Annotated in this window: 24 protein-coding genes and 2 pseudogenes; 10 read left to right on the forward strand and 16 right to left on the reverse strand. The window is 67.0% G+C overall.

What is annotated here, in order from left to right; translation table 11 throughout:
• From AC1DY5_RS06235 to AC1DY5_RS06250, 4 genes are all read right to left on the reverse strand, one after another.
• A partial coding sequence (locus AC1DY5_RS06235; RefSeq protein ID WP_478109725.1) for an ATP-binding cassette domain-containing protein occupies window positions 1-419 on the reverse strand: 419 nt, incomplete at its 3' end.
• 44 nt (window positions 420-463) lie between these two features.
• Window positions 464-1,453 carry a branched-chain amino acid ABC transporter permease gene (locus AC1DY5_RS06240; protein WP_478109727.1) on the reverse strand — a complete coding sequence of 330 codons (990 nt, stop codon included), beginning with the start codon at window positions 1,451-1,453 and terminating at the stop codon, window positions 464-466.
• Complete coding sequence (locus AC1DY5_RS06245) at window positions 1,450-2,349, reverse strand: branched-chain amino acid ABC transporter permease (protein WP_478109729.1); 900 nt, start codon at window positions 2,347-2,349, stop codon at window positions 1,450-1,452. Before AC1DY5_RS06245 ends, AC1DY5_RS06240 begins: the two co-directional genes overlap by 4 nt.
• 57 nt (window positions 2,350-2,406) lie before the next feature.
• A complete protein-coding gene (locus AC1DY5_RS06250; protein WP_478109731.1) occupies window positions 2,407-3,645 on the reverse strand; it encodes an amino acid ABC transporter substrate-binding protein in 1,239 nt (412 codons plus the stop codon).
• Window positions 3,646-3,816: 171 nt separating this feature from the next.
• Between AC1DY5_RS06250 and AC1DY5_RS06255 the strand changes: the two genes are divergently transcribed.
• From AC1DY5_RS06255 to AC1DY5_RS06270, 4 genes are read left to right on the forward strand one after another with little or no spacing between them, the layout of a single operon-like run.
• Window positions 3,817-4,452 (forward strand): TetR/AcrR family transcriptional regulator, encoded by a 636-nt coding sequence (locus AC1DY5_RS06255; protein ID WP_478109733.1) that lies wholly within the window; start codon window positions 3,817-3,819, stop codon window positions 4,450-4,452.
• Window positions 4,449-4,610 carry an SRPBCC domain-containing protein gene (locus AC1DY5_RS06260; protein ID WP_478109735.1) on the forward strand — a complete coding sequence of 54 codons (162 nt, stop codon included), beginning with the start codon at window positions 4,449-4,451 and terminating at the stop codon, window positions 4,608-4,610. Before AC1DY5_RS06255 ends, AC1DY5_RS06260 begins: the two co-directional genes overlap by 4 nt.
• Before the next feature lie 5 nt (window positions 4,611-4,615).
• A complete protein-coding gene (locus AC1DY5_RS06265) occupies window positions 4,616-4,903 on the forward strand; it encodes an SRPBCC domain-containing protein (RefSeq protein ID WP_478109739.1) in 288 nt (95 codons plus the stop codon).
• A 28-nt stretch (window positions 4,904-4,931) separates the two neighbouring features.
• Window positions 4,932-5,330, forward strand: a complete 399-nt coding sequence (locus tag AC1DY5_RS06270; RefSeq protein WP_478109744.1) for a VOC family protein — start codon at window positions 4,932-4,934, stop codon at window positions 5,328-5,330.
• Between the two features lie 20 nt (window positions 5,331-5,350).
• Here the strand turns inward: AC1DY5_RS06270 and AC1DY5_RS06275 are convergent, their stop codons facing one another.
• On the reverse strand, window positions 5,351-6,859 hold the full coding sequence (locus AC1DY5_RS06275; RefSeq protein ID WP_478109747.1) for an FAD-dependent oxidoreductase: 1,509 nt from the start codon (window positions 6,857-6,859) through the stop codon (window positions 5,351-5,353).
• 562 nt (window positions 6,860-7,421) lie between these two features.
• On the opposite strand from AC1DY5_RS06275, the gene AC1DY5_RS06280 reads away from it, so the two are divergent.
• The 5 genes from AC1DY5_RS06280 (at window position 7,422) to AC1DY5_RS06300 (ending at window position 12,708) form a co-directional block, all read left to right on the forward strand.
• Complete coding sequence (locus tag AC1DY5_RS06280; protein WP_478109779.1) at window positions 7,422-11,315, forward strand: PAS domain-containing sensor histidine kinase; 3,894 nt, start codon at window positions 7,422-7,424, stop codon at window positions 11,313-11,315.
• A gap of 26 nt (window positions 11,316-11,341) precedes the next feature.
• A complete protein-coding gene (locus tag AC1DY5_RS06285; protein ID WP_478109750.1) occupies window positions 11,342-11,941 on the forward strand; it encodes a response regulator transcription factor in 600 nt (199 codons plus the stop codon).
• Between the two features lie 107 nt (window positions 11,942-12,048).
• Window positions 12,049-12,228, forward strand: a complete 180-nt coding sequence (locus AC1DY5_RS06290; protein WP_478109753.1) for a hypothetical protein — start codon at window positions 12,049-12,051, stop codon at window positions 12,226-12,228.
• Window positions 12,225-12,422, forward strand: coding sequence for a hypothetical protein (locus tag AC1DY5_RS06295; RefSeq protein ID WP_478109755.1), 198 nt, complete (start codon window positions 12,225-12,227; stop codon window positions 12,420-12,422). Before AC1DY5_RS06290 ends, AC1DY5_RS06295 begins: the two co-directional genes overlap by 4 nt.
• A 58-nt stretch (window positions 12,423-12,480) precedes the next feature.
• Window positions 12,481-12,708, forward strand: coding sequence for a hypothetical protein (locus tag AC1DY5_RS06300; protein ID WP_478109758.1), 228 nt, complete (start codon window positions 12,481-12,483; stop codon window positions 12,706-12,708).
• 349 nt (window positions 12,709-13,057) lie between these two features.
• Here AC1DY5_RS06300 and AC1DY5_RS06305 read toward each other — a convergent pair.
• From AC1DY5_RS06305 to AC1DY5_RS06355, 11 genes and pseudogenes are all read right to left on the reverse strand, one after another.
• Window positions 13,058-13,516 (reverse strand): annotated as a pseudogene (locus tag AC1DY5_RS06305) (Tn3 family transposase); the annotation flags it as partial.
• Window positions 13,511-13,774, reverse strand: a pseudogene (locus AC1DY5_RS06310) (IS110-like element ISCARN28 family transposase); the annotation flags it as partial. The pseudogenes AC1DY5_RS06310 and AC1DY5_RS06305, both read right to left, overlap by 6 nt.
• A 381-nt stretch (window positions 13,775-14,155) precedes the next feature.
• Window positions 14,156-15,634, reverse strand: coding sequence for an NAD-dependent succinate-semialdehyde dehydrogenase (locus AC1DY5_RS06315; RefSeq protein WP_478109760.1), 1,479 nt, complete (start codon window positions 15,632-15,634; stop codon window positions 14,156-14,158).
• A 37-nt stretch (window positions 15,635-15,671) separates the two neighbouring features.
• Window positions 15,672-16,760 carry a tartrate dehydrogenase gene (locus AC1DY5_RS06320; protein ID WP_478109762.1) on the reverse strand — a complete coding sequence of 363 codons (1,089 nt, stop codon included), beginning with the start codon at window positions 16,758-16,760 and terminating at the stop codon, window positions 15,672-15,674.
• 11 nt (window positions 16,761-16,771) lie between these two features.
• Window positions 16,772-18,397: an ABC transporter ATP-binding protein gene (locus tag AC1DY5_RS06325; protein WP_478109764.1), complete on the reverse strand. Its 1,626-nt coding sequence runs from the start codon at window positions 18,395-18,397 to the stop codon at window positions 16,772-16,774.
• A complete protein-coding gene (locus AC1DY5_RS06330; RefSeq protein ID WP_478109766.1) occupies window positions 18,397-19,302 on the reverse strand; it encodes an ABC transporter permease in 906 nt (301 codons plus the stop codon). The genes AC1DY5_RS06325 and AC1DY5_RS06330 overlap by 1 nt, the downstream gene beginning before the upstream one ends.
• A gap of 15 nt (window positions 19,303-19,317) precedes the next feature.
• Window positions 19,318-20,274 carry an ABC transporter permease gene (locus AC1DY5_RS06335; RefSeq protein WP_478109769.1) on the reverse strand — a complete coding sequence of 319 codons (957 nt, stop codon included), beginning with the start codon at window positions 20,272-20,274 and terminating at the stop codon, window positions 19,318-19,320.
• Window positions 20,275-20,308: 34 nt separating this feature from the next.
• Complete coding sequence (locus AC1DY5_RS06340; protein ID WP_478109772.1) at window positions 20,309-21,931, reverse strand: ABC transporter substrate-binding protein; 1,623 nt, start codon at window positions 21,929-21,931, stop codon at window positions 20,309-20,311.
• A gap of 72 nt (window positions 21,932-22,003) precedes the next feature.
• The gene (locus AC1DY5_RS06345) at window positions 22,004-23,299 is read right to left on the reverse strand and encodes an NAD(P)/FAD-dependent oxidoreductase (protein WP_478109773.1); all 1,296 of its coding nucleotides are present in this window, start codon (window positions 23,297-23,299) and stop codon (window positions 22,004-22,006) included.
• A 31-nt stretch (window positions 23,300-23,330) separates the two neighbouring features.
• Window positions 23,331-23,996 (reverse strand): haloacid dehalogenase type II, encoded by a 666-nt coding sequence (locus AC1DY5_RS06350; RefSeq protein ID WP_478109774.1) that lies wholly within the window; start codon window positions 23,994-23,996, stop codon window positions 23,331-23,333.
• Between the two features lie 211 nt (window positions 23,997-24,207).
• The gene (locus AC1DY5_RS06355) at window positions 24,208-25,689 is read right to left on the reverse strand and encodes an aldehyde dehydrogenase family protein (protein ID WP_478109776.1); all 1,482 of its coding nucleotides are present in this window, start codon (window positions 25,687-25,689) and stop codon (window positions 24,208-24,210) included.
• 224 nt (window positions 25,690-25,913) lie between these two features.
• Between AC1DY5_RS06355 and AC1DY5_RS06360 the strand changes: the two genes are divergently transcribed.
• Window positions 25,914-26,392: GNAT family N-acetyltransferase (locus AC1DY5_RS06360; RefSeq protein ID WP_478109777.1), on the forward strand; the 479-nt coding region annotated here is incomplete at its 3' end.

The following is a 26,392-nucleotide window of genomic DNA, read 5'->3' on the forward strand; positions in this document are numbered from 1 at the left end:
AACTCGAGCAGCTTCTGCTGTCCGAAGGAAAGCTCGCCCGCTTGAAGCTGGCGTTTGGCGTACAGGCCGACGAATTTGAGCAGATCCTCGGCCTTGCCGGTCTCGGCGGGCGAAACGCGGCGAAACATCGAGCGCCATCGATCGCCGGACTGCGGCACGCTGATGATCATGTTTTGCGTGCAGGTCATCCTGCCGTAGATGCGCGTCTGCTGAAAGGTGCGCAACAGACCGAGACGGGCGATCTCGGGCACACGCAAACGAGAGATCTCGCGTGCCTGAAAGCGGATCGATCCGGCGTCGATCGGGTGATAGCCGACGATCGAATTGAACAGCGTGGTCTTGCCTGAGCCGTTGGGGCCGATCATGCCGACGATCTTGCCCTCGGGCACGTCGAGACTGATCCCGTTGTTGGCGACCACGCCGCCGAATGTCTTGTGCACGTCCTGGATGCTGAGGATCGCCGTCATTGGTGGACCTCCGATCCTTCGATCCGGTGACCGAACCGCTCCGGCCAGCGCTCGTGCACCCACCCGAGAATCCCGCGCGGGAAGAACACCACGATGATCACGATCAGCAAGCCCAGCGCCACGCGCTGCCAGCCGAGCAAGTAGGTCCAGAACACCTCCTTGGTCAGATGAAAGATCACCGCACCGATCACGGGGCCCCAAAGCGTTCCCTTGCCGCCCAGGATCGCCATCAGCACCATCCACACGCCGAAGGTCGTGCCGGCGAACGCGACCTCGCGCGCATCGATGAAGCCGATCATGTTGCCCACGGCAGCGCCGGAAAGTGCCAGAAACAACGCCGAGATGCACCACGCCGTGGTCTTGTACCGCGTCGTGCGCAGGCCCATCGCTTCGGCCTTGTCTTCATCGTCGCGGATGGCGTTGATCGCAAGGCCAAAGCATCCGGCGTACAACCAGCGCAGGAACGGAAGGGTGATGGCCGCAAGTGCCAGGCAGAGGTAGTAGAAGAAGCTCTCGCGCCCGCCGATCGCGCCGGGGAACAGCGGCGGGACCATGCCCGCGCCGGCGCCGATGAACTCCCAGCCGCCGGCAAGTTCGCCCGCGGCAATGCCCAGACCCAGCGTGCCGATGGCGAAGTAGTGTCCGCGCAAGCCGAGCATGCCGGACCCGAGCAGTGCGGCCACGGCGACTGCAAGCACGGCGCCCGCACCCATGCCAAGGAACAGCGCCGGAAAATAGCCGAGACCCGAGTCCCGCTGCACGACGGCACAGGCGTACGTGCCGATGCCGAAGAACAGGATGTTGCCGAAAGAGTTGTAGCCCATCTGGCCGCCTTGCAGGTCCCAGGTGAGCGCGAACACAATCATCACCCACAGGAACGCCAGCTGCGTGCGGTAGTCGGGCACCAGGATTGGCGCCAGCAGCGCCAGCAGCGCCAGGACCGCGACGCCGGCATGAAGGGCCAGACGGGTGAACGCCGAGTTCATCGCAGGACCCTCCGCTGGCGACCGAGCGAGAACCGCCGTCCCATGAGAATGACGACCAGGAGCCCATAAACAAAGGCCGCCTGGTATTCCGCACCAAGGATGAACCCGGCGAAATTCTCGGCCGCGCCGAGCCCGAGCGCGGAGACGAACACGGCCATCACATTGCCGAGTCCGGCGAGGATCACGATCATGAACGAGCGCACCGTGTACGGCAGGCCCAGGTACGGATGCACGACCCAGGTCATCGCCACCAGGGCGCCGGCCGCCCCGCAGATCGCCGCGTTGATGCTGAAGGTCCAGGCGTACACGGCGTCTGTATCAACGCCCATGATGCGCGCGGCACGCGCGTTCTGGGCCGTGGCCCGGATAGCCCGTCCCATGCGCGAACGCTTGAGAAACCCCATCAACGCAGCCCCGACCGCCAGGGCCGCCACGCATGAAACCAGCTTGATCTCGGGGACAGTGACCAGCCCGCCGAACAGGAAAATTGTTCCAAAACCGGACTCGGCCGTGCGCAGATTTGCGCCGAACAGGCCGTTGGCGAGTTGCTGCAAGAGAATGCTGAGGCCGAAGGTGGCGAGGATGGAGATGAACAGATCCTTGTCCACGACGCGGAAGATGACGCTGCGGTACAGCGCCCAGCCGAAAAGGAACATCAGCAGCGCGGCCAGCGGAATGCCGAACAATGGGTGGATGCCGGCGGCATACAGGAAGAACGCGACGTACCCCCCGAGCATGACCAACTCGCCCTGGGCGATATTGATCAGGTTCATCACGCCCCAGACGAGCGCCATGCCGTATGCTGGGAGCGCAAAGATCGCTCCGATCCAAATACCGTCGAGCAGCAACTGCACCGACAGCACGGGCGCGTCGAACAGCAACTGGAGGTTGTTCATCTCGCCATTCACCTCTCCCAGTCCCGGGCCGCCGGACCGGGGAACGGGACGCCGCCGCTACGGCGCCACTCTTCGCGGCCAGACCAGCTTGGCCTCGGCCCATCGGGTCGGGGCCACCACCTTGTAGTGTCCGTTCTGCACCTGGTAAAGCACCATGGGCTTGGCGGTGTTCTTTCCACTCGGGTCGAACTTGATCGGCCCGTAGAAGGTCATCATGTCGGTGCTGGCGATGGCATCGCGCACCTTCTCGGGATCGAAGGACTGGGCGCGTTCGAAGGCGTCCACAAAGACCAATACCGACGCCGTCGACTCGGCCGCCTGATAGGGTGCTTCGTAGCCGAACTCCTTCTTGAAGAGCTGCGCATACTGCTCGGCGGTACCGAACCACTTGTCCTGATAGTTCAGGCTGCGGTCCCACTGCGAAGCGCACAAGAGCGACTCGGCGAGCTTGCCCAGCGTCTCCGCAACCTGGGCCGAGTCGCAGTGCGTCGTGGCGATCATCGGGACGTCCAATTTCATCTCCGCCGTCTGTCGCACCACGAGGGTCGCGCCCTTCTCGTGCCCGGACACGATGAGCAGATCGGGTTTGAGGGCCCTGACCTTGGCGAGCGTCGCCGCCATGTCATTCAGGTCGGGCGGCAGCTTATCGTCGATGACGACCTTCATGCCCTGACGCGTGGCGTCCTCCACGACGCCGTCGCGCACGTCCAGGCTGAACGGATCGTTCTCGAAAGCCATCGCGACCTTGAGCGTCTTCGGGTCGCGACCGTTCTGCCTGGCGACTTCGGCCGCCAGATTCACTGCATCGCGCAAGTAGTAGTCCGAAGTGGACAGGACGGCAAAGAGGTAGCGATAGCCTTGGGTGAACAATTCGCGCGCCGCGCCGTTGCCTTCGACGTGCGGAACCTTGTATTTCTCGGTCACCGGCGCGATCGCCTTGGTCAATCCCGAGCTGTAGGCGCCCAGCACAAACTTCACTCCGTCCTGGGCAATCAGGCGCTCGGCGAGCTGTGCCCCGCGCGCCGGCGTGGATTCATCGTCGTAGTAGACGATCTTGAATTTGTAGCTCTTGTCGCCCACCTTGACACCGCCGTTTTCGTTGGCGCGCTTGACCGCAAGATCGTAGCCGTCCTTCGTGTTCTTGCCGTTGACGGAATACTTGCCGGTGAGCGACACCGCCGCGCCGAGAACGATGGAATCGGCTTCGACCTTGTCGGCGCCCTTCGCTGCCGTCATCAACAGCAGGGCGCAGGCGCCTGCGGTCGGCAGGAGTGTCATGGCGGATGTTTTCAGCATGATTTTCTCCCTCTGCGTCCCCTCCTATGGCGTGTCGGTGCGGCACGCTCAATATAGCGCTTCGATACACCCAATAGGACAGTGGGCGTATCGGTGCCGAGTCGAGCTCGAGGTGACCCTCAGGGTCGAGTGTCTTGACACCATACCGAATGGTACGGTACGGTCCGACCCATGGACACCGCTGCTCAAGACGCCAGAACCAGACTGCTCGACGCGGCGCTGCAGGTCATCCGCAGCAAGGGCTACACCGCGACCACGGTGGACGACGTCTGCGTCGCGGCCGGGGTCACCAAGGGCAGCTTCTTCCACCACTTCCCGAGCAAGGAAGACATGACCCTGGTGGCGGTGGCGCACTGGAACAGCACCACCGGCGGCCTGTTCGAGCGCGCGCCCTACCAGCGGCTGACCGACCCGCGCGACCGGGTGCTGGGCTACATCGACTTCCGCAAGCAGCTCCTGCGCGGCGACGCGCCGGACTACAGCTGCCTGCTGGGCACGCTCGTGCAGGAGACCTTCGAGACGCATCCGCGCCTGCGCGCCGCCTGCAACGAGGGCATCGAGCTGCATGCTCAGACCGTCGGCCGCGACATCGCGGCCGCCAAGGCCCTCTACGCGTCCGACGCCGCGTGGGATCCGCAGGTGCTGGCGCTGTTCACGCAGGCCAGCTTGCAGGGCGCATTCATCCTGGCCAAGGCGCAAGGCGGTGCCGCCATTGCGCGCCAGTGCGTCGACCATCTGCGACAGCATGTCGCCAACCTGCTGGGTGCCAAGCCGCACCCGGCTTCTTCAAGGAAGCCCAAGCCATGAGCGATCACGAACTCGTTCTGACCCGCCTGATCGACGTGCCGCGCGACAAGCTGTTCCGCTGCTGGACCGAGCCCGCGCTCATCCTTCAGTGGTTCACGACGCCGCCTTGGAGAACCGACGAGGCCGAGGTCGACGTCCGCCCCGGCGGCGCAGCCTGATCACGATGCAGGGCCCCGACGGCACCCTGATGCCCAATCGCGGCGTGTACCTGGAGATCGTGCCGAACGAGCGCATCGTCTTCACGGATGCCTACACCTCCGCCTGGGTGCCGACGGCCAAGCCTTTCATGACTGGCATCCTCACCTTCGAGGACGAAGGCGGCCGCACGCGCTACAAGGCGCGCGTGCGCCGCTGGACGGCCGAGGACTGCGCAGCCCACGAGAAGATCGGTTTTTACACGGGCTGGGGCATCGCTACCGACCAGCTCACGGCCCTGGCCGCCACGCTCTGAGATCTTCATCGACCGAAAGGAAATGGACATGAACCCCGTTGTTCACTTCGAAATGCCCTACGACGACGCCAGCCGCATGGCGCGCTTCTACGAGACTGTCTTCGGCTGGCAAACCCGGCAGCTCGGCGCGGAGATGGGTGGCTACGTCACGGCCGCCACCGCGGAAGCCGGCCCGACGGGCCGCCCGGTGCAGCCCGGCGCCATCAATGGCGGCTTCTTCCCGCGCAAGCCCGACTGGCCCGCGCAGCACCCCTCGGTGGTCATCGCGGTGGACGACATCCGGGCCGCGATGGAGCAGGTCGCGGCGGCCGGCGGCACGGTGCTCGGGGAGCCGATGGAGATTCCGGGTGTCGGGCAGTACGTGTCATTCATGGACACGGAGCAGAACCGGGCGAGCATGCTGCAGCCTTTGCCGCGGGCGGTGTAGGCAGGGCGTTCCCGCGAGCGTCAGAGGCCGCGCTCCATGTCACGCTCCGCCTCGAGGCTCTGCAGGTCGCGCGCGATCGTCGCGACCGCCAGCGTCTGGCCGCGGCGCCGGTAGCTGATGCGGCAGTCGTGAGCGGCCAGCGAGCCCTCGATGTCCGCCGCATCCCAGCTTTCGGCGTGGCCGAGGTAGTTGATCGCGACGTCGTAGTGCTGGCTCCAGAAGAAGGGCACGGCATCGAAGGGCTGGCGGCGGCCGAGCATGTTCAGCGCGGCGACCTGGCCCTGACGCTCGGCCACGACCCAGTGCTCGACGCGGATGCGCTCGCCGCTGTGCACGTCCGGCCAGCGGGCGATGTCGCCGGCTGCGAACACGCCGTCGACGCTGGTCTGGAGGTAGGCGTCGACGGTGACGCCGCGATCGATCGCCAGGCCCGCCTGCTCGGCCAACTGCAACGCCGGCCGCACGCCCACGCCCATCACGATCAGGTCGGCGTCGATGCGCATGCCGTCGCTGAGGACCGCGACCGAGCCCTCGACCCGTTCGAGCGTCGCGCCGAGATGGAACACCACGCCGTGCGATTCATGCAAGGCCTGGACGACGCGGCCGACCTCGGCACCGAGCACGCGCGCCATCGGCACGCTCTCGGGTGCGACCACATGCACCTCGATCCCGCGCGTGCGCAACGACGCCGCGACCTCGAGCCCGATGAAGCTCGCGCCGACCACGAGCGCGCGCCGGGCCGACCCGGCTTTCTGCACGATCGCGCGGCTGTCCGCGAAGCTGCGCAGCGTCATGATCTGCCCGGGTGCGGTGCCCGGCACATCGAGGCGCACCGGATCGGCGCCGGTCGCGAGCAGCAGGGCGCCCCAGCCGAGTTCGCGGCCGCCTTCGAGCTGGACGCGGCAGGTGGCCAAGTCGATCGCCGTGGCGCGCGAATCCAGCAGCAGATCGATGCGGCGATCGACATAGAACTCGGGCGGCCGCAACGGGATCCAGTCGGCCGCCGCGGTACCGGCGAGGTAGTCTTTCGACAGGTTGGGGCGATCACAGGGCGGATCGGCATCGGCGCTGACCATCGTGATCAGGCCCTCGTAGCCCTTGCGCCGCAGCATGTCGGCCGCCGCGAGCCCGGCCGCGCCGGCACCGAGGATCAGCACCGAATCGGGCGCGCCGGAAGTCGCTGCGGCGGGCGGGCCCGGCTCGATCTTCTCTCGCACGAAGGCCTTGCCGTCGACCTGCTCGACCCGCCAGCAACCCAGCGCATCGAGCGCGGGCGCACGCACCGCCTCGCCGGTGCGCAGGCTGAAGCAGGCATGGTGCAAGGGGCAGCGCAGCGTGTCGCCGACCACCAGGCCCTGCGCCAGTTCACCGCCGTAGTGCGTGCAGTGCGCAGTGACCGCGAAGAGCGAATCGGCGCTCCGCAGCAGGATCACGTCGTCGCTGCCGACCCGGCCGGTCAACGCTTCGTGCGGCCGGATGTCGGCGAGGGAAATGCCTGCAGACAGGTCGATGCGGGTGTCGGCTGCCATGGTGGGCCTCACAGTCGGGAGTGGCGTCGCGTCATTGTCGGCCGCAGGGGCGCGATCGGTTGTGCGATATTTCGCAAGGCCCAGCCTGCACAGCGGCGTGTGGCGTGCGGATCGCCGTGCCGCCGGCGCGCCGCGTACCAAAACGCTGCTGCCGCATGCTGCGTTCGGCCAGGTCGCCGTTGCCAGCCTCGATGGCCCCCATGATCCGCGAGTGGATGTGGATGACCTATTTGCGGGTCTCTTTCGTGTCGTATCCCTCCATCGCGCGTCAGCTTTGAATGCAATTACTGGCAGAACTGACTGCGCCGTGACAGGGGTCACGAGGACGTTCAGAATAGCGTTCGCCACTACCCAATGAGGAGCCGGCCCTACCACCGGCGCTGCGCGAAATGCTGCGGCTCACATGCCGCGACGCCGATCGGAGTCGCTTGTGACAAAACGTAAGAGCGACGAAACGCTGTCGCGCCCGGCGTGTCAGCCTTTCGAGCGGCAGGCGGAAGCCTCGAAGCGCGAGCACGCCGACCTGCTGAATCTCACGCATGACGCCATGTTCGTGCGCGACATGAAAGCAGCGATCAAGTACTGGAACCGCGGCGCCGAGGAGATGTATGGATGGACGGCTGAAGAGGCGCTCGGCAAGTCCGCGCCCGAGCTGCTGAAGACCATCTCCGCCGTGCCGCTCGAGCAGATCGATTCGCAGGTGCTGAGCACCGGACGCTGGGAAGGCGAGCTGGTGCATCACAGGCGAAACGGAACACCGGTGGTCGTGGCGAGCCGCCTGGCATTGCAGCGAGACGAGCAGGGAGAGCCGGTGGCGATCCTCGCGACCAATACCGACATCACGGAGCACAAGCGGGCCGAGGAGGCTCGGCAGGATCTCGAGGAGCAATGGAGAGCGGCCTTCGAAGCGAATCCCACGATGTACTTCATTATCGATGCAGCCGGCGCGATCCTGTCGGTGAATCCCGTCGGCGCAGAGCAGTTGGGTTGGCGCGTGAGCCAGCTGATCGGCCAGCCGGTGCTGAACGTGTTCTACGAAGCCGATAGGACGTTCGTCCAGGGAAACGCCGAGCAGGCTTTCCGGCAGCCGGGGCGCGTGATGCGCTGGAAGGCGCGCAAGGTCCGCAAGGACGGCACGGTGCTGTGGGTCCGGGAGTCGGCGAACGCGGTCGTGCTGAGGAGCGGGCCGGTGCTGCTCGTGGCGTGCGAGGACATCACCGAGAGCAAGCACGCCGAGGAGGCGTTGCGCGAGAGCGAGGAGCGCTTTCGCACGCTTGTGAAGTTCTCTTTCGATGTGTACTGGGAGAGCGACGCCCAGCATCGCTTCACCCGGCAGGAGTATTCCGCACAGTTCGACCGCGCGCCGGCGCCGGGCTCGGAGATCGGCAAGAGGCGATGGGAAGTGCCCTATGTGGAGCCGGTCGAGGAGGCTTGGCGCCAGCACCGCGCAGCGCTCGACGCCCATGTCCCGTTCCGCGACTTCGAGCTCGCCCGGGCTACGTCCGACGGCGGCATACGCCATGTGTCGGTATCCGGGCTGCCGATGTTCGACGAGGCGGGGCGCTTCACGGGCTACCGGGGCGTCGGGCGGGACATCACCGAGCGCAAGCGCGCTGAAGATGCGGTCCGCCGGAGCGAGAAAGAGCTTCGGGAGGTGCTCGAGACGATGCCGGCGATTGCCTTCGTCACCGACGCCGATGGCTCCGGTGTGCTCGTCAACCGGCGCGGGAGCGAATACACGGGCTTCTCGCTCGCCGATGCGAACTGGCTGGCTGCAATTCATCCCGAAGATCTGCCCGGCTACATGCAAGCGCGGGCGCATCACATGGCGACAGGCGAGCCTTTCGAGCAGGAAGCGCGTGTTCGTCGCGCGGACGGCGAATACCGCTGGTTCCTGAGCCGCGCCGTGCCGATGCGCGGCGAAGGTGGAAGGATTCTGAAGTGGTATGGAATCCTTGCCGACATCGAGGACCTGAAGCGCGCGGAAGAGGAGCGGCGCGCGCATCTTTGGTTCCTGGAAAGCATGAATCGCGTCAACCGCGCCATGCAGGGAACCAACGACCTCGAGAAGATGATGAGCGATGTGCTCGATGCAGTCCTCGACATCTTTGCTTGCGACCGGGCATGGCTCACCTATCCGTGCGATCCGGAGGCTGACTGCTGGCGCGCAGTCATGGAACAGACTCGGCCTGAGTTTCCCGGCGCGTTCAGCCTGGGCGCCGAGCTGCCCCTCGATCCGGATGTCGCCACGGTGTTACGGACAGCGCGCGCTGCGAACGGAGCCGTGTCATTCGGTCCTGGCTGCGAGTTCCAGGTGCCGGCGCAGCTCGCGGAGAGTTTCAGCATCAGATCTGTGCTCGCCATGGCGCTGTACCCCAAGGCCGATCAACCTTACCTCTTCGGGCTGCACCAGTGCTCGCGCGCGCGCGCCTGGACGGCGCAGGAAAAGCGGTTGTTCGAGGAGATCGGACATCGGCTTGCCGACGCGCTCACCAGTCTTCTCATCTTCCGCAGCCTGCGCGAAAGCGAGCGCAAGCTCGAAGAGGCGCAGCGCATGGCGCATCTCGGTCATTGGGAAGCCGACCTGAACAGCGGTCGCATGACCGCTTCGGAAGAAGCCTTCCGCATCCACGGCCTGCAGTGGCCCGAGTCCGGGCAATTGGAAGGCCGGTTGCTGGACCTCGTCCATCCGGACGACCGTGAAAGGGTGGAGCAGGCCAATGAGGCCGGCGTGCAGGGCGGTCCGCGCTTCGACATGGAGTACCGGGTGGTGCGCCCGGACGGCGAGGTGCGCGTGGTCCGCAACAGCGCCGACGTGGCGCGCGATCCCTCCGGCCGGCCTCGGCGCTTCTTCGGCATCGTGCAGGACATGACGGAGCTCAGGCATGCGGAAGAGGAGCTGCGCGAAAGCGAAAGCCGATACCGGCACATTTTCCAGGGCGCGAGCGTTTCGATCTGGGAAGAGGACTTGTCCGCGGTCGAGGCTGCCATCGACGAACTCAAGGCGCAGGGCGTGCGCGACTTGCGCCGGCACCTGGCCACTCATCCCGAGTTCGTCCGTCAGGCCCTTGCCCTGGTGAAGGTGCTCGACGTCAATGACGCAACCATCGAGCTGTTCGGGGCGCGGAGTAAGGAAGAGTTTTTGCGGTCAATCCACAAGGTATTCCTGCCAGAGAGCGTGCAGGTGTTCGCGGAAGAGCTTTGCGCCTTGGCGGAGGGTCGGACTTCCTTTGCGGCCGAGACGGTGCTCGGTACGTTGAAGGGAGCCACGTTGTCCGTTCTCTTCACGATGGCATTCCCGCCTCAGCCGGCCAAGTTCGGCAGCACGCTCGTGAGCATCATGGACATCACCGAGCGCAAGCGGGCCGAGTACTTGACGCGGCAGGTGTTCGAGAGCGCCTCCGATGGCGTGGCCGTGATCGGCCGGGATTACCGCTATCAAAGGGTCAATGCGGTGTACGGGCGCAATTGGAGGATGCCGGCCGAGAAGATCGTCGGCATGCATGTCGCCGATCTCCTCGGGACCGACTTCTTCGAGCGCAACGTGAAGCCAAATATCGACCGCTGTCTCGCCGGAGAGCAGTTCACGTTCGCAGACTGGTTCACGACCGAACTGGGGCGCGTCTACCTGTCGGTGTCCTACTCGCCGCTGCGGCTCGGCTCGGAGCGCCTGGAGGCTGCGCTTGTAATCACGCGCGATCTCACTGACCACGTCCTCGCGTCGGAAGCCCTGCGCGAGGCGCAGGCGGCGCTTGCGCGAGTAAACCGCGTGACCACGCTCGGCGTGCTCGCGGCCTCGATCGCGCACGAGGTCAACCAGCCGCTTGGGGCCATGGTCGCGAGCGCGGGGTCCTGCGCGCGCTGGCTCGCGGCCCAGCCGCCCGAGCTTGAAAAGGCACGGCGCTCGCTCGAACGCATTGCCAGGGACGGCAAGCGCGCGGGCGAAGTCATCGACCGCATCCGCGCACTGGTCATGCGTCAGCCGCCACGGCGGGACCGCGTCGATGTCAACCAGATCATCCTGGACGTGATTGCGCTCACGCGCGACCAGATGCGCCGCAACGACATTGCGCTCGAGAAGTCGCTTTCCGACGGCCTGCCGCCCGTGTGGGGTGACGGGGTGCAGCTCCAGCAGGTGATCCTCAATCTCATCGTCAACGCCATCGAGGCCATGAGCGCGCCCGGCAATCGCCCGCGGCAGCTGGTCATCGGCGCGAGCGAAGCGCAGGACGGCGTGTGCATCGAGGTGCGCGACTCGGGCCCCGGCATCGCGCCCGAGATCGCGGATAAGCTCTTCGAGCCCTTCCATACCTCCAAGGCGCAGGGCATCGGCATGGGGCTTTCGATCAGCCGGTCGATCATCGAGGCCCACGGCGGCCAGCTCTGGACCGCGCCGAACCTGCCCCACGGCGCCGTGTTCCGGTTTTCGCTGCCGGTCGGGGAACGGGGGCCGTAGTGGCAACCGAGCGGCCCGTTGTCTTCGTGGTCGACGACGACCTGGCCATGCGCGAGGCGCTTCAGGATCTCCTCGCCTCAGTCGGCATGGACGTGCGCCTTTTCGCCTCGACGCATGACTTCATGCAGGCGCAGCGCCCGGACGCGCCCGGCTGCCTGGTGCTCGACGTGCGGCTGCCCGGCGCAAGCGGATTGAGCTTTCAGCAAGAACTCCCTCGAGCGGGCGTCGATCTGCCCGTGATCTTCATCACCGGGCACGGCGACATTCCGATGACSGTGCGCGSYATGAAGGCCGGCGCMGTCGASTTCCTGRSCAAGCCCTTCCGCGACCAGGAGCTCCTCGATGCGATCGATGCTGCGGTCGAGCGGCACCGCGCGCAGCGTCGCGAGACGGCGCTCGTCGCAGAGCTCCGGCAACGCTTCGCCGCGCTCACCCAGCGCGAGCGCGAAGTCATGGCGCTGGTGAGCGCCGGGCGCGTGAACAAGCAGATCGCGGCCGAGCTGGGCATCAGCGAGGCCACCGTCAAGGTCCACCGCGGGCAGATCATGCGCAAGATGCAGACGAAGTCCCTGGTGCAGCTCGTGCGCATCGCGGACACGCTCGGCCTCTCCAACCCGGGGCCTTAGGCGCCTAAACCAAAGTCGTAGCGCGCGTGACGCACGTGCAATGGTCTTGCGCGCGCAATCAGCCTAGTCTTGCGTCAAGGCTCAAGAAGACCCGCAAGGAGATACACGTGCGCACCAACCCGACCGTAGCGATCGTGGACGACGATGCATCGGTCCGAGACACCACGAAGGATCTGCTCGGCTCCGCCGGCTTGTCCGCCGCCGCCTTCGACTCGGCCGAGAGCTTCCTGCAATCGAAGGGCACGTGCACCATCCGATGCCTCATCGCCGACATGCGCATGCGATGACCGGGCTCGAGCTGCACCGCCGCCGGGCCGCCGCCGGCACCCCGATTCCTACGGTCCTCATCACCGCCTACCCCGACGAACAGGCGCGCGCGCGCCTTGAAGCGGAGGTGATCTGCTTTCTCGCAAAGCCCTTCAGTGTGGTAGACCTCCTCGCATGCATCGAGACCGCCCTGGGCGGACGCGATCCTGAGTGAGGCGCACGACCATGCTTCCTGGAACTGCTCCATCGAAATGAACCACGTGGACACCGCCATGCACGCCGCCCCCAGCTCATCCGCTGCACAGTCCGCCTTCGAGCTGCGCTTTCCCTCGCTCAGCGGCACGCGCCGCGCCCTGTCATTTCCCTGCGACGCCAGCGGCTCGGTGCAAATGGACAGCCTGAGCGAGCGCGCGCGGATCAACTATCTTCTTGCCCGCGCACTGAGGGGCCGCGACTACGGGTGGCCCAGCGTGCACGCCTCGTGCCAAGTGCAAACCTGAAGCGAGCCATAAGCGATCGCCGTACCGACGCGGTGCTGACGGCGCACCGCCTCGGCCTGGTCCCGTCGAGCAGTCGGCTGCAGCCGGAGCTTTCACGATATTCCGCCGCCGCACGGTCGGAGACCCACATGCAATTCGCTGCAGAACCTCCTCTATGAAGGGTCGATCTGTTTTGAGTGCGGAAAGTGACGCTTCGACCGATGAGCATTGGCGCGGGTTTCGCGCTGTGTGGCCCTCGCAAGTCCTTGTCGCTGCACGAGATTCTGTTACCCCTCGCTTGCCACTCCAAAGCGCGCCATTCGGAGGTCGATTTCAGCCACTGGCCCTTGTTTTGCCTGCAGTTTGGGACGAGGAGTTGCGCCGCATAGCGCTCAACAGGGAAACGGAAGACGCCCCGCAGGTTGATGCCTTCCAGCCGCGTGGGCGCGATGCGCCCGGTCAGCTCCGGCGGCACGATCTGGCGCCGGTTGGCCCACCGGTCCAGCACCGTCTGCATCTGCGCCGTGTTCCAGGCCATCACGATGTTGGCCAAAAGGCTCAGGGCATCGGCCACGGCCCGCATCTCTTCGGCACGCCTGCGCCGGCGTGACGCGGCCGGTATAGATCGCGCGCTTGAGCGCGTTGACCGCTTCACCCCGGTTGAGCACCCGTCGCAGCTCGCGCCGGAAACCGGCATTGACGAAGTAGCCTACCAGGAACGTAATTCTCGGCGGCTTGACCAGTTGTACACCGGCGTCATAGATCGGGTCTCCTCGGCCGCCGATCCGAACTTGGCCAGCGAGGTCACCGCGCTGGCGTGGCCCGACAGCCGGGCGCAATCGCGCCGGTCGTTCTTGCCCCGATCGCCGGGGCGACGCGGAATCAGCGATGGCGCCACGATCTCGCATCGGTAGCCGCGCTGGCACAGCTCCCGGTACAGCCCGTAGCCGATGGGGCCGGCTTCGTAGACGACGCTGACCTGCGCCCGATCGCCGGCCTTGGCCAGCAGCTTGAGCAGCACGCGCAAATCGGGAGCGATCGTGCCGACAAATCGGGCCGGTTCCCGGCCTACCTCACAGGCAGCCACAGAGTATGCGTCCGGTGAACCCGTCTTGAATCAGCACCGCTGACGCGCCAGCATGGTGCCCACCAACTCTTATAGGTAGACACTATCTAAGACGCCAAGCACTCCTCCCGGCGGCGCCATGACGCTGCGCTGAAAGCGCAAGTTCTCGCCGAATGCGCCAGGCCTGCAGCCTCAGTGGCCAGCGTGCCATGGCCCACGGACTCAACGCGAACCTGGTTCATAAATGGCGGCGGCTTGCCGCCGGAGGGCTGGAACCGCTGCCCCAGAGGCTTCCACCGATTCAGCGGCGGGCGCGCGCCTTTACCCACGACGGCGCGCAAGCCCGGCAAAGGTCCAAAATTTCGTTGGAACTGCCTGCGGTTGCGCCGGACGGCACCGCAGCTAGAGTTGCCCCTGGCAGAGGTACTTGATGTGCATGAAGTCGTCCAGGCCATGCACCGATCCCTCGCGGCCATAGCCCGACTCCTTCACGCCGCCGAAGGGCGCCGCCTCGGCGGCCAGGGCGCCCTCGTTAATCCCGACGATGCCCGACTCCAGCGCCTCGGCCACGCGCCAGATTCGGCGCACGTCGGTCGAATAGAAGTACGCCGCGAGCCCGAAGGGAGTTTCGTTAGCGGCGGCGATCACCTCGGCCTCGCTGTCGAAGCGCGTGACCGGCACCACCGGCCCGAAGGTCTCTTCGCAGCTGCATTCCATGCTGGCGTCGGCGTTCACGAGCACGGTCGGCGCAAAGTAGTTGGGGCCGACGCAGCGCGCAGAGCGCAGGCGCTTGCCGCCGACGACGACCTGCGCGCCCTTTGCGACTGCATCGCGCACATGGCGTTCGATCTTGTCGACCGCCCGCGCGTTGATCATCGGGCCGATCTGCGAGTCGGGCTCGGTGGCCGGGCCGACCTTCAGCGCGCCGACACGCGCCGCCAGCTTGTCGACGAAGGTGTCATGCACCCGGGCCTGGACGAACACGCGGTTCGGGCACACGCAGGTCTGGCCGCCGTTGCGAAACTTGGCCGCCATCAGGCCTTCGACCGCGGCGTTGATGTCGGCGTCCTCGAACACGATGAAGGGCGCATTGCCGCCGAGCTCGAGCGACAGCTTCTTCAGCGTGTCGGCCGAGGCGCGTGCGAGATGCTTGCCCACGGGCGTCGAACCCGTGAAGCTGATCTTGCGCACGCGCGCGTCGGCCAGCCACGCGTTCACCACCTCGGGCGTGCGTTCGCGCGAGGCGGTGACGATGTTCAGCACGCCGGGCGGCACGCCGGCCTCCTGGGCCAGCTTGACGAGCGCGAGCGAGGTGAGCGGCGTGTCTTCGGCCGGCTTGCACACCACCGTGCAGCCGGCCGCGAGCGCCGGCGCGATCTTGCGGGCGATCATGGCGGCCGGAAAGTTCCACGGCGTGATTGCCGCGACCACGCCCACGGGCTCCTTCAGCGCGAGCATGCGGCGGCCGCTCACCGGCGCGGGGATCACGTCGCCGTTGGCGCGCGTGGCTTCCTCGGCGAACCACTCGACGTAGCTGGCCGCATAGGCCACCTCGCCGCGCCCCTCGGCCAGCGGCTTGCCCTGCTCGCGCGAGACGAGGCGGCCCAGGTCTTCCTGGTGTTCGAGTATGAGGTCGTTCCAGCGCTTGAGGACCTGTGCGCGCTGCTTCGCGGGCACGGCGCGCCAGGCGCGGAAGGCGGCATGCGCGGCATCGACCGCGGCGCGCGCATCGGCGGCCGTGCCGTCGGGAACGCTCGCGAAGACGCCGTCGGTGGCGGGGTCGGTCACGTCAAGGCGGCGGGCATCGCTTGCCTCTTGCCATTTGCCGCCGATGAGGTGGGTGCCGGGCATCAGATCCTGGCGTTGGAGGGTCAGTGTCATGGTTGAAGCGGCTTCGGTTGAACTCGCAATGAGGGAATCAAGACGCGGAGACGCGCTCGGCGATGGCGATGCCCAACTCGGTGGTGGACGCGCACCCACCGAGGTCGCGCGTGCGCGGGCCCTCGCGCAGCACCGTCTCGATCGCGTCGAGGATCGCGTCGTGCGCGGCGCGCCCTGCGCCCTGGCCCTGGGTCAGGAAGTCCAGCATCAGCGCGCCCGACCAGATCATGGCGATGGGGTTGGCGATGTTCTGGCCGTAGATGTCCGGCGCCGAGCCGTGCACGGGCTCGAACAGCGAYGGGAACTTGCGGTCCGGGTTGAGATTGGCTGAGGGCGCGAGGCCGAYGGTGCCGGTGGTYGCGGGGCCGAGGTCGGAGAGGATGTCGCCGAACAGRTTGCTCGCTACCACCACGTCGAAGCGCGTGGGCTGCAGCACGAAGCGCGCCGACAGAATGTCGATGTGCTGCTTGTCGACCTGCACCTCGGGATAGTCGCGGCCGATCGCGTCGGCGCGCCCGTCCCACCAGGGCATGCTGATCGCGATGCCGTTGCTCTTGGTGGCAACYGTCAGGTGWTTTCTCTGCCGCGCCTGGGCGAGTTCGTAGGCGTACCTCAGCACGCGGTCGGTGCCGTGGCGCGAGAACACCGATTCCTGGATCACGATCTCGCGCTCGGTGCCTTCGTACATYACGCCRCCGAGCGAGGTGTATTCGCCCTCGGTGTTCTCGCGCACCACGAGATAGTCGATGTCGCCGGGTTGGCGGCCGGCCAGCGGGCAGGGCACGCCTTCGAACAGGCGCACCGGGCGCAGGTTGATGTACTGGTCGAAYTCGCGGCGGAACTTCAGGAGCGATCCCCACAGCGAGACATGGTCGGGCACGGTCGCMGGCCAGCCGACGGCGCCGAAGTACAGCGCGTCGACGCCCTTGAGCTGCGCCTTCCAGTCGTCCGGCATCATCTGGCCGTGCGCAACGTAGTAGTCGCAACTGGCCCAGTCGATGGTGCGACAGTCGAGCTCGAAGCCGAAGCGCGTCGCAGCGGCTTGCACCACGCGCAGGCCCTCGGGCATCACTTCCTTGCCGATGCCGTCGCCGGCGATCAGTGCGATTCGGAAGGTGGGAGTCATGTCTGTGTCTTTCATGTTRCGAGCGCCGTCTTGCGGTCCATGTCGTCCAGCCAGCCTTGGCGCAATTCGGGCACCGAGCGGGCCAGCAGTTCGTAATAGGGGTGGTGCGGCCCACGCTCGTAGTCGGCGCGCGCCACCTGCGCGAGCTTGCGGCCGTGCTGCATCACGACGATCTCGTCGCAGACCGCGCGCACCGTATGCAGGTCGTGGCTAATGAACAAGTAGGACACGCCGAGCTCGCGCCGCAGCTCGGCAATCAGGTCGAGCACCGCCGCGGCGACCACGGTGTCCAAGGCCGAGGTCACCTCGTCGCACAGGATCAGGTCGGGCTCGGCCGCGAGCGCGCGCGCCAGGTTGACGCGTTGCTTCTGCCCGCCCGAAAGGCCGTTCGGCAGACGGCCGGCCACGGTCTGCGGCAGCTTCACCAACTCCAGCAGCTCGCGGATGCGCCGCTGCAACGGCTCGCCGCGTAAGCCCGTGTAGAACTTCAGCGGCCGCGCCAGGATGCGCTCGATCGTCTGCGAGGGGTTAAGCGCCGTGTCGGCCATCTGGAACACGATCTGAACCCGGCGCAGCTGTTCCTTGTCGCGCTGCGCCAGCGACGGCTTCAGTTCATGGTTGTTGAACAAGATGCTGCCCTGGCAAGGCGCCAGCAAGCCGGCGACGGCGCGCGCCAGCGTGGTTTTTCCGGAACCCGACTCGCCGATCACTCCGATCGCCTGGCCGCGATAGAGTTTGAGATTGATGTCCTCGAGGATCAGCTTGGCCGGACGGCCGTGCGCGTCGACGGGGCCGTAGCCGGCAGAGAGCTCCCGCACCTCGAGCAGCAGTTCGCTATCGCCCGAACTCTGGCCGGAGGCGCGCGTTGCCGGCCGCGCGGCGGCCAACAGGCATTTGGTGTAGGCGTCGACCGGGGCAGAAAGGATCTGTCCGGTCGCATTGACCTCGTGCATCTTCCCGTTGCGCAGCACCAGGATGTGGTCGGCCATCTGAGCCACCACGGCCAGGTCGTGGCTCACGTACACCGCGGTGGCGCGGCGTTCGCGCACCACGCGGCGGAAGGCGCGCAGCACTTCGATCTGCGTCGTCACGTCGAGCGCGGTGGTCGGCTCGTCGAGGATCACGAGCTCGGGATCGCCGATCAGTGCCATCGCCGCCATCAGCCGCTGCAACTGGCCGCCCGAAACCTGGTGCGGATAGCGTGCGCCGATGGTTTCCGGATCGGGCAGCGCCAGTTCGCGGAACAGCTGCACTGCCTTCGCCTCGGCCTCGGCCCGCTTGCAGAGGCCGTGGATGACGGTCGGTTCGATCACTTGGTCCATGATCGTGCGCGAGGGATTGAAGGAGGCGGCTGCGCTCTGCGCGATGTAGGCGACCGTGCGACCGCGCAGTGCGCGCTGCTGCGCCGCATCCAGCGACAGCACGTCGGTGTCGCCGATCTGCACCCGGCCCGCCGAGATGCGGCAGCCGTGGCGCGCATAGCCCATCAGCGCCAGCGCGGTGGTGGTCTTGCCAGAGCCCGACTCGCCGATCAGCGCCAGCACCTCTCCGGGCTGGATGGAAAAGCTCAAGGCATCGACCAGCGTGCTGTTGCCAGCCGTGATGCTCAGGTTCTTCACGGTCACGGGTGCGCCCATCAGCGTGCTCCTCTTTCTCGTGCCGAACGGCCCGGAAGGTTGTCGATGACCAGGTTGACCGCGATGGTCAGGCTCGCGATCGCCAGCGCCGGCACGATCACCGAGGCGCCGCCCATGGCCAGCGCGCCGATGTTTTCGCGCACCAGCGAGCCCCAGTCGGCCGCCGGCGGCTGAATGCCCAGGCCGAGAAAGCTCAGGCTCGCCAGCAGCAGCACGACGTAGACGAAGCGCAGGCCTAGGTCCGCCAGCATCGGTCCGACGATGTTGGGCAGGATCTCGCGCAGCATGATGTAGAGCGTGCCTTCGCCGCGCGTGCGCGCCACGGTCACGTAGTCGAGCGCATTGATGTTGACGGCCAGCGAGCGCGCGATGCGGTAGGCGCCCGGCACATAGATGATGGCGGCGGTCCCCACCAGCATCGGCACCGAGGAGCCGAAGCCTGCCACCATAATGAGCGCGAACATCTTGCTCGGGATCGCGGTCAGCGTGTCCAGGCCGCGGCTCAGCACCGCGTCGATCCAGCGGCCGCTGGCGGCGGCCAGCAGCGCCAGCGTGGTGCCGGTGCCGCTGGCCAGGAGCGTGGCGAGCAGCGCGACACCGACCGTGTAGCGCGCGCCCTCGATGACGCGCGCCAGCATGTCGCGGCCGAGGTAGTCGGTGCCCATCCAGTGCGCCGCACTGACGGGAGCGAAGACGTTGTTGCTGCCCATGGCACCCGTGCTGTGCGAAAGGAGCCAGGGTCCGATCAGCGCCGCGAGCAGCCAGAACAGCAGAACCGCGAGTCCGAGCAGGCCGGACGGGCCGAAGCGGGCGAGCCAGCGCAGCCGCCCGCGGTGCCGCTCGGGGAGCGGGGTCGAAACGGAGGTTGTTGCGCTCACGGCCGATGTAGAGGTCGATGATTCCATTTGGCTGCCTCTTGTTCAACGGTGGCGCAGCCGCGGGTTGGCGACGATGCCGCAGATATCGGCTGTCGTCACCAGGATCAAGTAGGCGCAGCAGAAGATCATGGCGCAGGTCTGCACCAGCGGCATGTCACGCTGCGAGACGCCGTCGACCATCAGCTTGGCGATGCCCGGGTAGTTGAAGATGGTCTCGACAATGATCACGCCGCCGAGCAGGTACGACAGGCTCAGTGCCACCGCGTTGGCGATCGGGCCCACAGCATTGGGCAGCGCATGTGCCAGCACCATGCGCATCGGCGAAGCGCCCTTGAGCCGCACCATCTCGATGTAGGGCGCCTCGAGCTGGTCGATTACCGCGGCGCGCGTCATGCGCATCATCTGCGCGACGATCACGCAGCACAGCACCAGCACCGGCATGGCAAACGCGCGCAGCAACTGGCCCAGCGACTCGATGTCATTGACGAAGGAAAGCGCCGGCAGCCAGCGCAGCTTGACCGCAAACACAAGAACCGCCAGCGTCGCGACCAGGAACTCCGGCACCGAGACCACCGCCACGGCCGAGGTCGAGGCAGCGCGATCGAACCAGGAGCCGCGGTACACCGCCGAGGCGATGCCGAGCGCCAGCGCGATGGGCACCGAAAACAGCGCCGTCACCGCCGCGAGCAGCAGCGAGTTGGGCAGGCGGCTGGCCACCAGCTCGGCCACCGGCATCTGCGTCGTGGCCGAGCGGCCGAGGTCGCCCTTCACCATGCCGAGCAGCCAATGCAGGTAGCGCTCGGGCGCCGGCACGTCCAGGCCCATCTGCGCGCGCAGCGCGGCGACGGCCTCGGGCGTGGCGTCCTGGCCCAGCTGCTCCTGCGCGGCATCGCCGGGCAGCACCGCGGTGATCGAGAACACGATCACCGACACCGCCAGCAGCGACAACAGCGCCAGCGCGATCCGCTGGCCGAGGAGCTTGAGGATCACGGGGTTCATGAGAGGTCTTCCAATGCGGTCCGGCGTGTGTGGATCAGGCCTCGAGCCACACGTTCTCAGCGAACGCGTAGCCCATCAGGCCGCCTAGCGGAATCGGCGTCAGGCCCTTGAGCTTGGACGTATGGCCGTCGATGCTCGCGAGGAACAGCGGAATGCCGATGCCGGCCTCCTGGTGAATCATCGTCTGCATGTCGGCGTACATCTGCTTGCGCTTGGCCAGGTCGGTTTCGGCGCGCGAGGCCAGCAGCAACTGGTCGAACTTCTCGCTCTTCCAGCGCGACTCGTTCCAGGCCGCACCCGACTGGAAGAATTGGGTCAGCAGCACGTCGGCGCTCGGGCGCGGGTTCACGTTGCCGAAGCCGACCGGGCTGTTGAGCCAGTGATTCGACCAGTAGCCGTCGGCCGGCATGCGCTTGATGTCGATTTCCAGCCCGGCGCGCTGGGCGGTCTGCTGCAGCATCAGCGCGATCTCSACCGAGTAGAGCGCTGCCGGCGATGCCACCACCGGCACCTTGCCGGTGACGCCGGACTTCTGCAGATGGAACTTCGCCTTGTCGAGGTCGAAGGGSCGCTGSGGCAGGCCKGCGAAGTAGAAGCGGTTGGTCGGRTCGATGGGCTGGTCGTTGSCGASCACCGCGTAGTCSAGCGCGATGGTCTTCTTCATCTGCTCGCGGTCGAACAGGTGCTTCATCGCCAGCACGAAGTCCGGGTTGGCGCCKGGGCCCAYGTCCTTGCGCATCACCAGGTCGGARTACTGGCCCGACTGCGTCGTGAAGATCGCATAGCCSGGCGTSSCCTTCACSCGCTCGACCGAGCGCGGATTGACCGAGCCCACCAGGTCCATGCCRCCGGAMAGCAGYGCGTTGACGCGCGCGCTCTCGTCGCCGATGCCSACGAAYTCGATCTCGTCGAGGTAGGGCTTGCCGGGCTTCCAGTAGGCGTCGTTGCGCACCACCAGCGAGCGTACGCCGGGCTTGAATTCCTTGAGCTTGTAAGGCCCGGTGCCGATGCCGGCGTTGAAGTCGGTGGTGCCTTCCTTGACGATGTGGAAGTGGAAGGTGCCCAGGATCACCGGCAGGTCGGCGTTCGGCGCGCTCAGCACGAAGGTCACTTCGTTGGGGCCGGTGGTCTTGGCGCTCTCGATCTGGTCGGCGAGCACCTTGGCCTTCGACGCCGTGGCCGGGTCCTTGTGACGCAGCACCGAGAAGACGACGTCGGCCGGCGCGAGCGCCTTGCCGTCGTGGAACACCACGCCCTTGCGCAACGTGAAGACCCAAGTCTTCGCATCCTTGGTGGTGAACGACTCGGCCAGCGCGGGTTGCGGCGTCAGGCTTCCGTCCAGCGCGGTAAGGCCGTTGTAGATCATGTTGCAACGCGAGTAGTCGGTCTGGTTCGACTGCTTGGCCGGATCGAGCGTGTCGGTCGCGGCGGCGGTCGCGCCGGCCACCCGGATGCGGCCGCCGCGTCGGGGCGTTTGCGCATGGGCGGTCATCGCCATGCCCGCCAGGCCTCCGGCGAGCGTGGCCTGCATGCCGCCGGCCATCAGCATCGTCAGGATGTCGCGCCGCGAGGCGCCGCGCTTGAGCGACTCCATCACACGAAGGCTTTCGCCGGGACCGACGAGGTTTTCGAACCTCTTGTTGCTGCTGTCGCTCATGGTGGGGTACTCCTGGTGGGTCGATGGCAAAGGTTTGAGGAACACGGAACGAACGCGATCTCGAGGGGATGGTCAGGTGGCCATCCTGTCCTTGAGCGTGTAGTAGAGGCCCACCGCTGGCAGGAACCACGGCGGGCCGAAGTGGCCGGGAATGGCGGGCCAGTCGCGGCCCTGCCAGGGATTGGCGCTCGCATCGCCGCCCATCACGGCGGCCATGCGCTCGCCCATGTGAACCGACATCTGCGTGCCGTGACCGCTGTAGCCCATCGCGTAGTACGGGCCTTCGCGCTCGCCGGCGTGGGGCAGGCGGTCCTGAGTCATGTCGACCAGGCCGCCCCAGCAGTAGTCGAGCCGCACGGCGCCGAGCTGCGGAAAGGTCTGGGCCAGGCCCGCGCGCAGGATCTCGCCGCTCGCGGCATCCATCTGCGGGCTGGAGACTGCGAAGCGTGCGCGCCCGCCGAAGACCAGCCGGTGGTCGGCAGTGAGGCGAAAGTAATGGTGGATGTTGGCAACCGTCACATAGGTGCGCCGGGCCGCGAGCAGGGCGTTCGCGCGTTCGGCGCCGAGGGGCTCGGTGACCACGATGAAGCTGCCGATCGGCACGATGCGTCGGCGCAGCCAGCCGAAGCTGCCGTAGCCGCCGTGGCGCGTCGCGCCCGTCGCCAGCAGCACCTGCTGCGCGGTGACGGTGCCGCGTTCGGTGTGCAGCTTGTGCGCGTGGCCCTGGCCCAGGCGTTCGATGCTGCACACGCCGGTGCCGGTGTGGATCTGCGCGCCATTGCGCTGCGCTGCCGCGGCCAGGCCCTGGGCGAAGCGGCCCATGTGCATCTGGCCGCTGCGCTTGTACAAAAGGCCGCCATGGAATCGATCGCTCTGAACCTCGGCGCGCACGCTTGCCGCGTCGAGGATCTCCACGTCGGTATCCACGCCATCGTCGATCAGGCGCTGCGCGCTGCGTTCGAGCGTGGCCATCTGGTTCGCCCGCGTGGCGAGCTTGAGCTTGCCGTGCCGCAGGAAGTCGCACTCGATGCCTTCGTCGCGCACCAGCCGCGCGACCGTGTCGACCGCATCATCGTAGGCGCGATACCAGGCACGGGCGCGCTCGACGCCGGCCTTGGCAGCAACGTCGGCGTAGTCGACCGCGAGCCCGTTGTTGACGTGCCCGCCATTGCGGCCAGAGGCCTCGGCCGCCACACGTTCGCCGGCTTCGAGCACGACGATGCGGGCGCCGCGCCGAGCCAGTGCCAGGGCCGCCGACAGGCCGGTGAAGCCGCCGCCCACGATCGCGACATCGACCTGCGCCGGCAGTGCGTGCCGCTCGGGGACGAAGGCGGGCGCCGAATCGGTCCAGTAGGAGTCGAGCTTCATGGCTTGGGACGGGCGGGGCGAGTGAAGGGAATCAGAGGCCGACGACGCCGGGCAGGCCGCCGATGTCGGCGATCTCGACGTAGCGGTAGGCCGGGTTGCCCGGGCCGTGGCCGCGGTTGACGAAGACCTTGTCGACGATGCCCATGTCGTCCGCGGACATCAGGTCGTAGCGCAGGCTGGACGACACGTGCAGCACGTCCTCGGGGTTGCAGCCGAGCGAGTCGAGCATGTACTCGAAGGCCTTCAGGCGCGGCTTGTAGGCCTGTGCCTGCTGCGCGGTGTAGACGCGGTGGAAGGGCGCGCCGAGCATCGCCACGTTCTTCTGGATCTGGTCGTCCGACGCGTTCGACAGGATCACCAGCGGAATTTCCTTCGCGACCTTGGCCAGGCCAACAGGCACGTCGTCATGGGGCCCCCACGTGGGCACGGCGTCGTAGTACTTCTGGGCGTCGCTGTCGAGGTACTGCAGCTTCCACTGCTTGCAGAGGCGCCGTATCGCGTTCTTCAGGACGACCTCGTAGGGCTGCCAGTCGCCCAGCACCTCGTCGAAGCGGTAAGCTGAAAAGTCGGCGATGAACTGCTCCATGCGCTCGGCCGGCACGCGGTCGGCAAAGATGTCGCGGGTCATTTCGCCCATGCGGAAGCGCGTGAGGGTGCCGTAGCAGTCGAAGGTCACGTACTTGGGACGGAAGGTCATGGTCACTGATCCTGTGTCAAACCGGTCGCCGACCGGGGCGGGCCGCCTGCCTCATGCGGCAATTGCGACAAACTCATTACGAAGTGATTGCAGCACGCAGTCGCACCAGGGATGTAGGGAAATGCGGCCCTTGCCGCACCAAAGCTGCGGTTTGCGGGGGGTGCGGCGGCATGCCATGCGGTCTGCCCTCGATGCGTGCGGGCCATGCACCTCAGTGCGTCGCCGCGAAGTCGATCAGCACGCTTTTGAAGCGCAGGTTGGCCTCGACCGCCTGGCGCCCCAGGTCCTTGCCGATGCCCGACTGGTGGTAGCCGCCGGTGGGGATGACGAAGTCGGCGCTGCGCCCGTAGCGGTTGATCCAGACGGTGCCGGCCGAGATGCCGCGCATCGCGCGCAGCGCGCGGCCGATGTCCGCGGTGTGCACGCCGGCCGCGAGGCCGTACTGCTCGTGGGCGGCGAGCGCCAGGCCTTCCTCTTCGTCGCCGAAGGTCTGGACCGTGAGCACCGGGCCGAAGATCTCCTCCTGCACGGCCGGATTGGCCGCATCCACATCCTCGATCAATGTCGGCTGGAAGTAGGCGCCGCCGGGGCCGGCGTCGTACAGGCTGCCGCCGCTGCGGATTCGGCCGCCGGCGGCGCGCGCACGATCGACGACGTCGCGGATGCGCCCCGCCTGCGACGCCGAGATGACGGGTGGCAGCGTGGCGGCGTCGTCCCACGTCGCACCGGGGCGCATGGCTGCAAAGCGCGCAGCGATGCGTTCGACCAGCGCATCGGCGATGCCGCGCTGCACGATCAGCCGCGAACCGGCCACGCAGACCTGGCCCGCGTTGCCGGTGATCGCGCCGGCGATCATGCCGGCCAGGCGGTCCACGTCGGGCGCATCGTCGAACACCAGTTGCGGGCTCTTGCCCCCCAGCTCCAGCGTCACCGGCTTGGGGCCGTGCGAGGCACAGGCGGACATGATCGCGGCTCCGGTGCGCGTGGAGCCGGTGAAAGTCATTTTCGAGATCAGCGGATGCCGCGAGAGCGCGTCGCCGGTGGTGTGGCCATCGCCCTGCACGATGTTGAAGAGCCCCGGTGGCACCCCGGCCTCAATGGCCAGTTCGGCCAGCCGCAGCGCGGAGTAGGGCGTCAGCTCGGAAGGCTTGAGCACCACTGCATTGCCTGCGGCCAGCGCGGCGCCGACCTTCCAGGAGATCATGACCAGCGGGAAATTCCAAGGCGTGATCGCGCCGACGACGCCATAGGGCTCGGCCACGACCATACCCAGGTGGTCGTGGCGCGTTGCGGCGACCTCGCCGCCGAGCTTGTCTGCATACTCGGCAAAGAAGCGTATGCCCTCCGCCGTGAACGGGATGTCCCAGGCCATGGCATCGCGCACGGGGCGCGTGGAACACACGGCTTCCAACGGGCCCAACTCCGCCGCGGAGGCCTCGATCAGATCGGCCCAGCGGCGCATGACGCGGGCGCGATCGCGCGGTGCGCGGCGTGCCCAGTCGCTGTGGCGCCAGGCGGTCCATGCGTTGCGCACGGCGGCGTCCACCGTCCCCGCATCGCCCAGCGGAATTTCGGCATGCGGTTGCGCGTCGGAAGGCCGTTTCACGACGATGCGGCCCGCCTCGGGCACGAGGCGCCCTCCGATGAAATGGCCCGAGGGCACGTGGATCTGTTGGGGGTCGAAAACTTGCATGTCGGTAGGGTTGCTGTGGTGCCGAAAGAGTGGCGATCGATCCTAGGCAGGATGTCGCAGCATTTGTGTGCGTAAGCAGGTGCCCTGCCGCAGCGAATTGCAAAATCCGGACCCCTGGCAGCCGATGCTTGCAAGTTGCGAAGAAGGTCGATTTCGGTCTGGTGTCTCGCTGCGATGTCGTCCAAGATCGACGCGCCGTTCCCTTCGCGAAAGAGACTTTCCCAATGCCCGATCACACCCTGAATACCCCCGCCGTGGATGGCGTGGCGCTGAGACCGATGACGCCGGCCGACCTTCCATTCGCACATGCGTTGTCGGCCGAGCTGCGCTGGCCGCACCGCCCGGCGGACTGGTCGCAGGTTTTCGCGCACGCCGAAGGTATCGTCGCCGAGCGCGACGGCGAGATCATCGCCACCGGGCTGCGCTGGCGTTGGGGCGATCGCCACGCCACCATCGGCCTCGTGATCGTGACGCCGGCCTGCCGGGGCCGCCGCATCGGCCACCGGCTGATGAGCGCGCTGCTCGATGGCCTGGACGACCACACGGTCTTGTTGCATGCCACCGCGGAAGGACGAGGCCTGTACGAACGGCTGGGCTTCGTGCGCACCGGCGAACTGCGACAGCACCAGAGCGTCGCGCAACCGGCGCCGCTGGTCGCGCTGCGGCCGGGCTGGCGGCTGCGGCCCGCCGGGCTGCACGAGGC

The organism is Variovorax sp. P4_D9, from assembly GCF_056401695.1.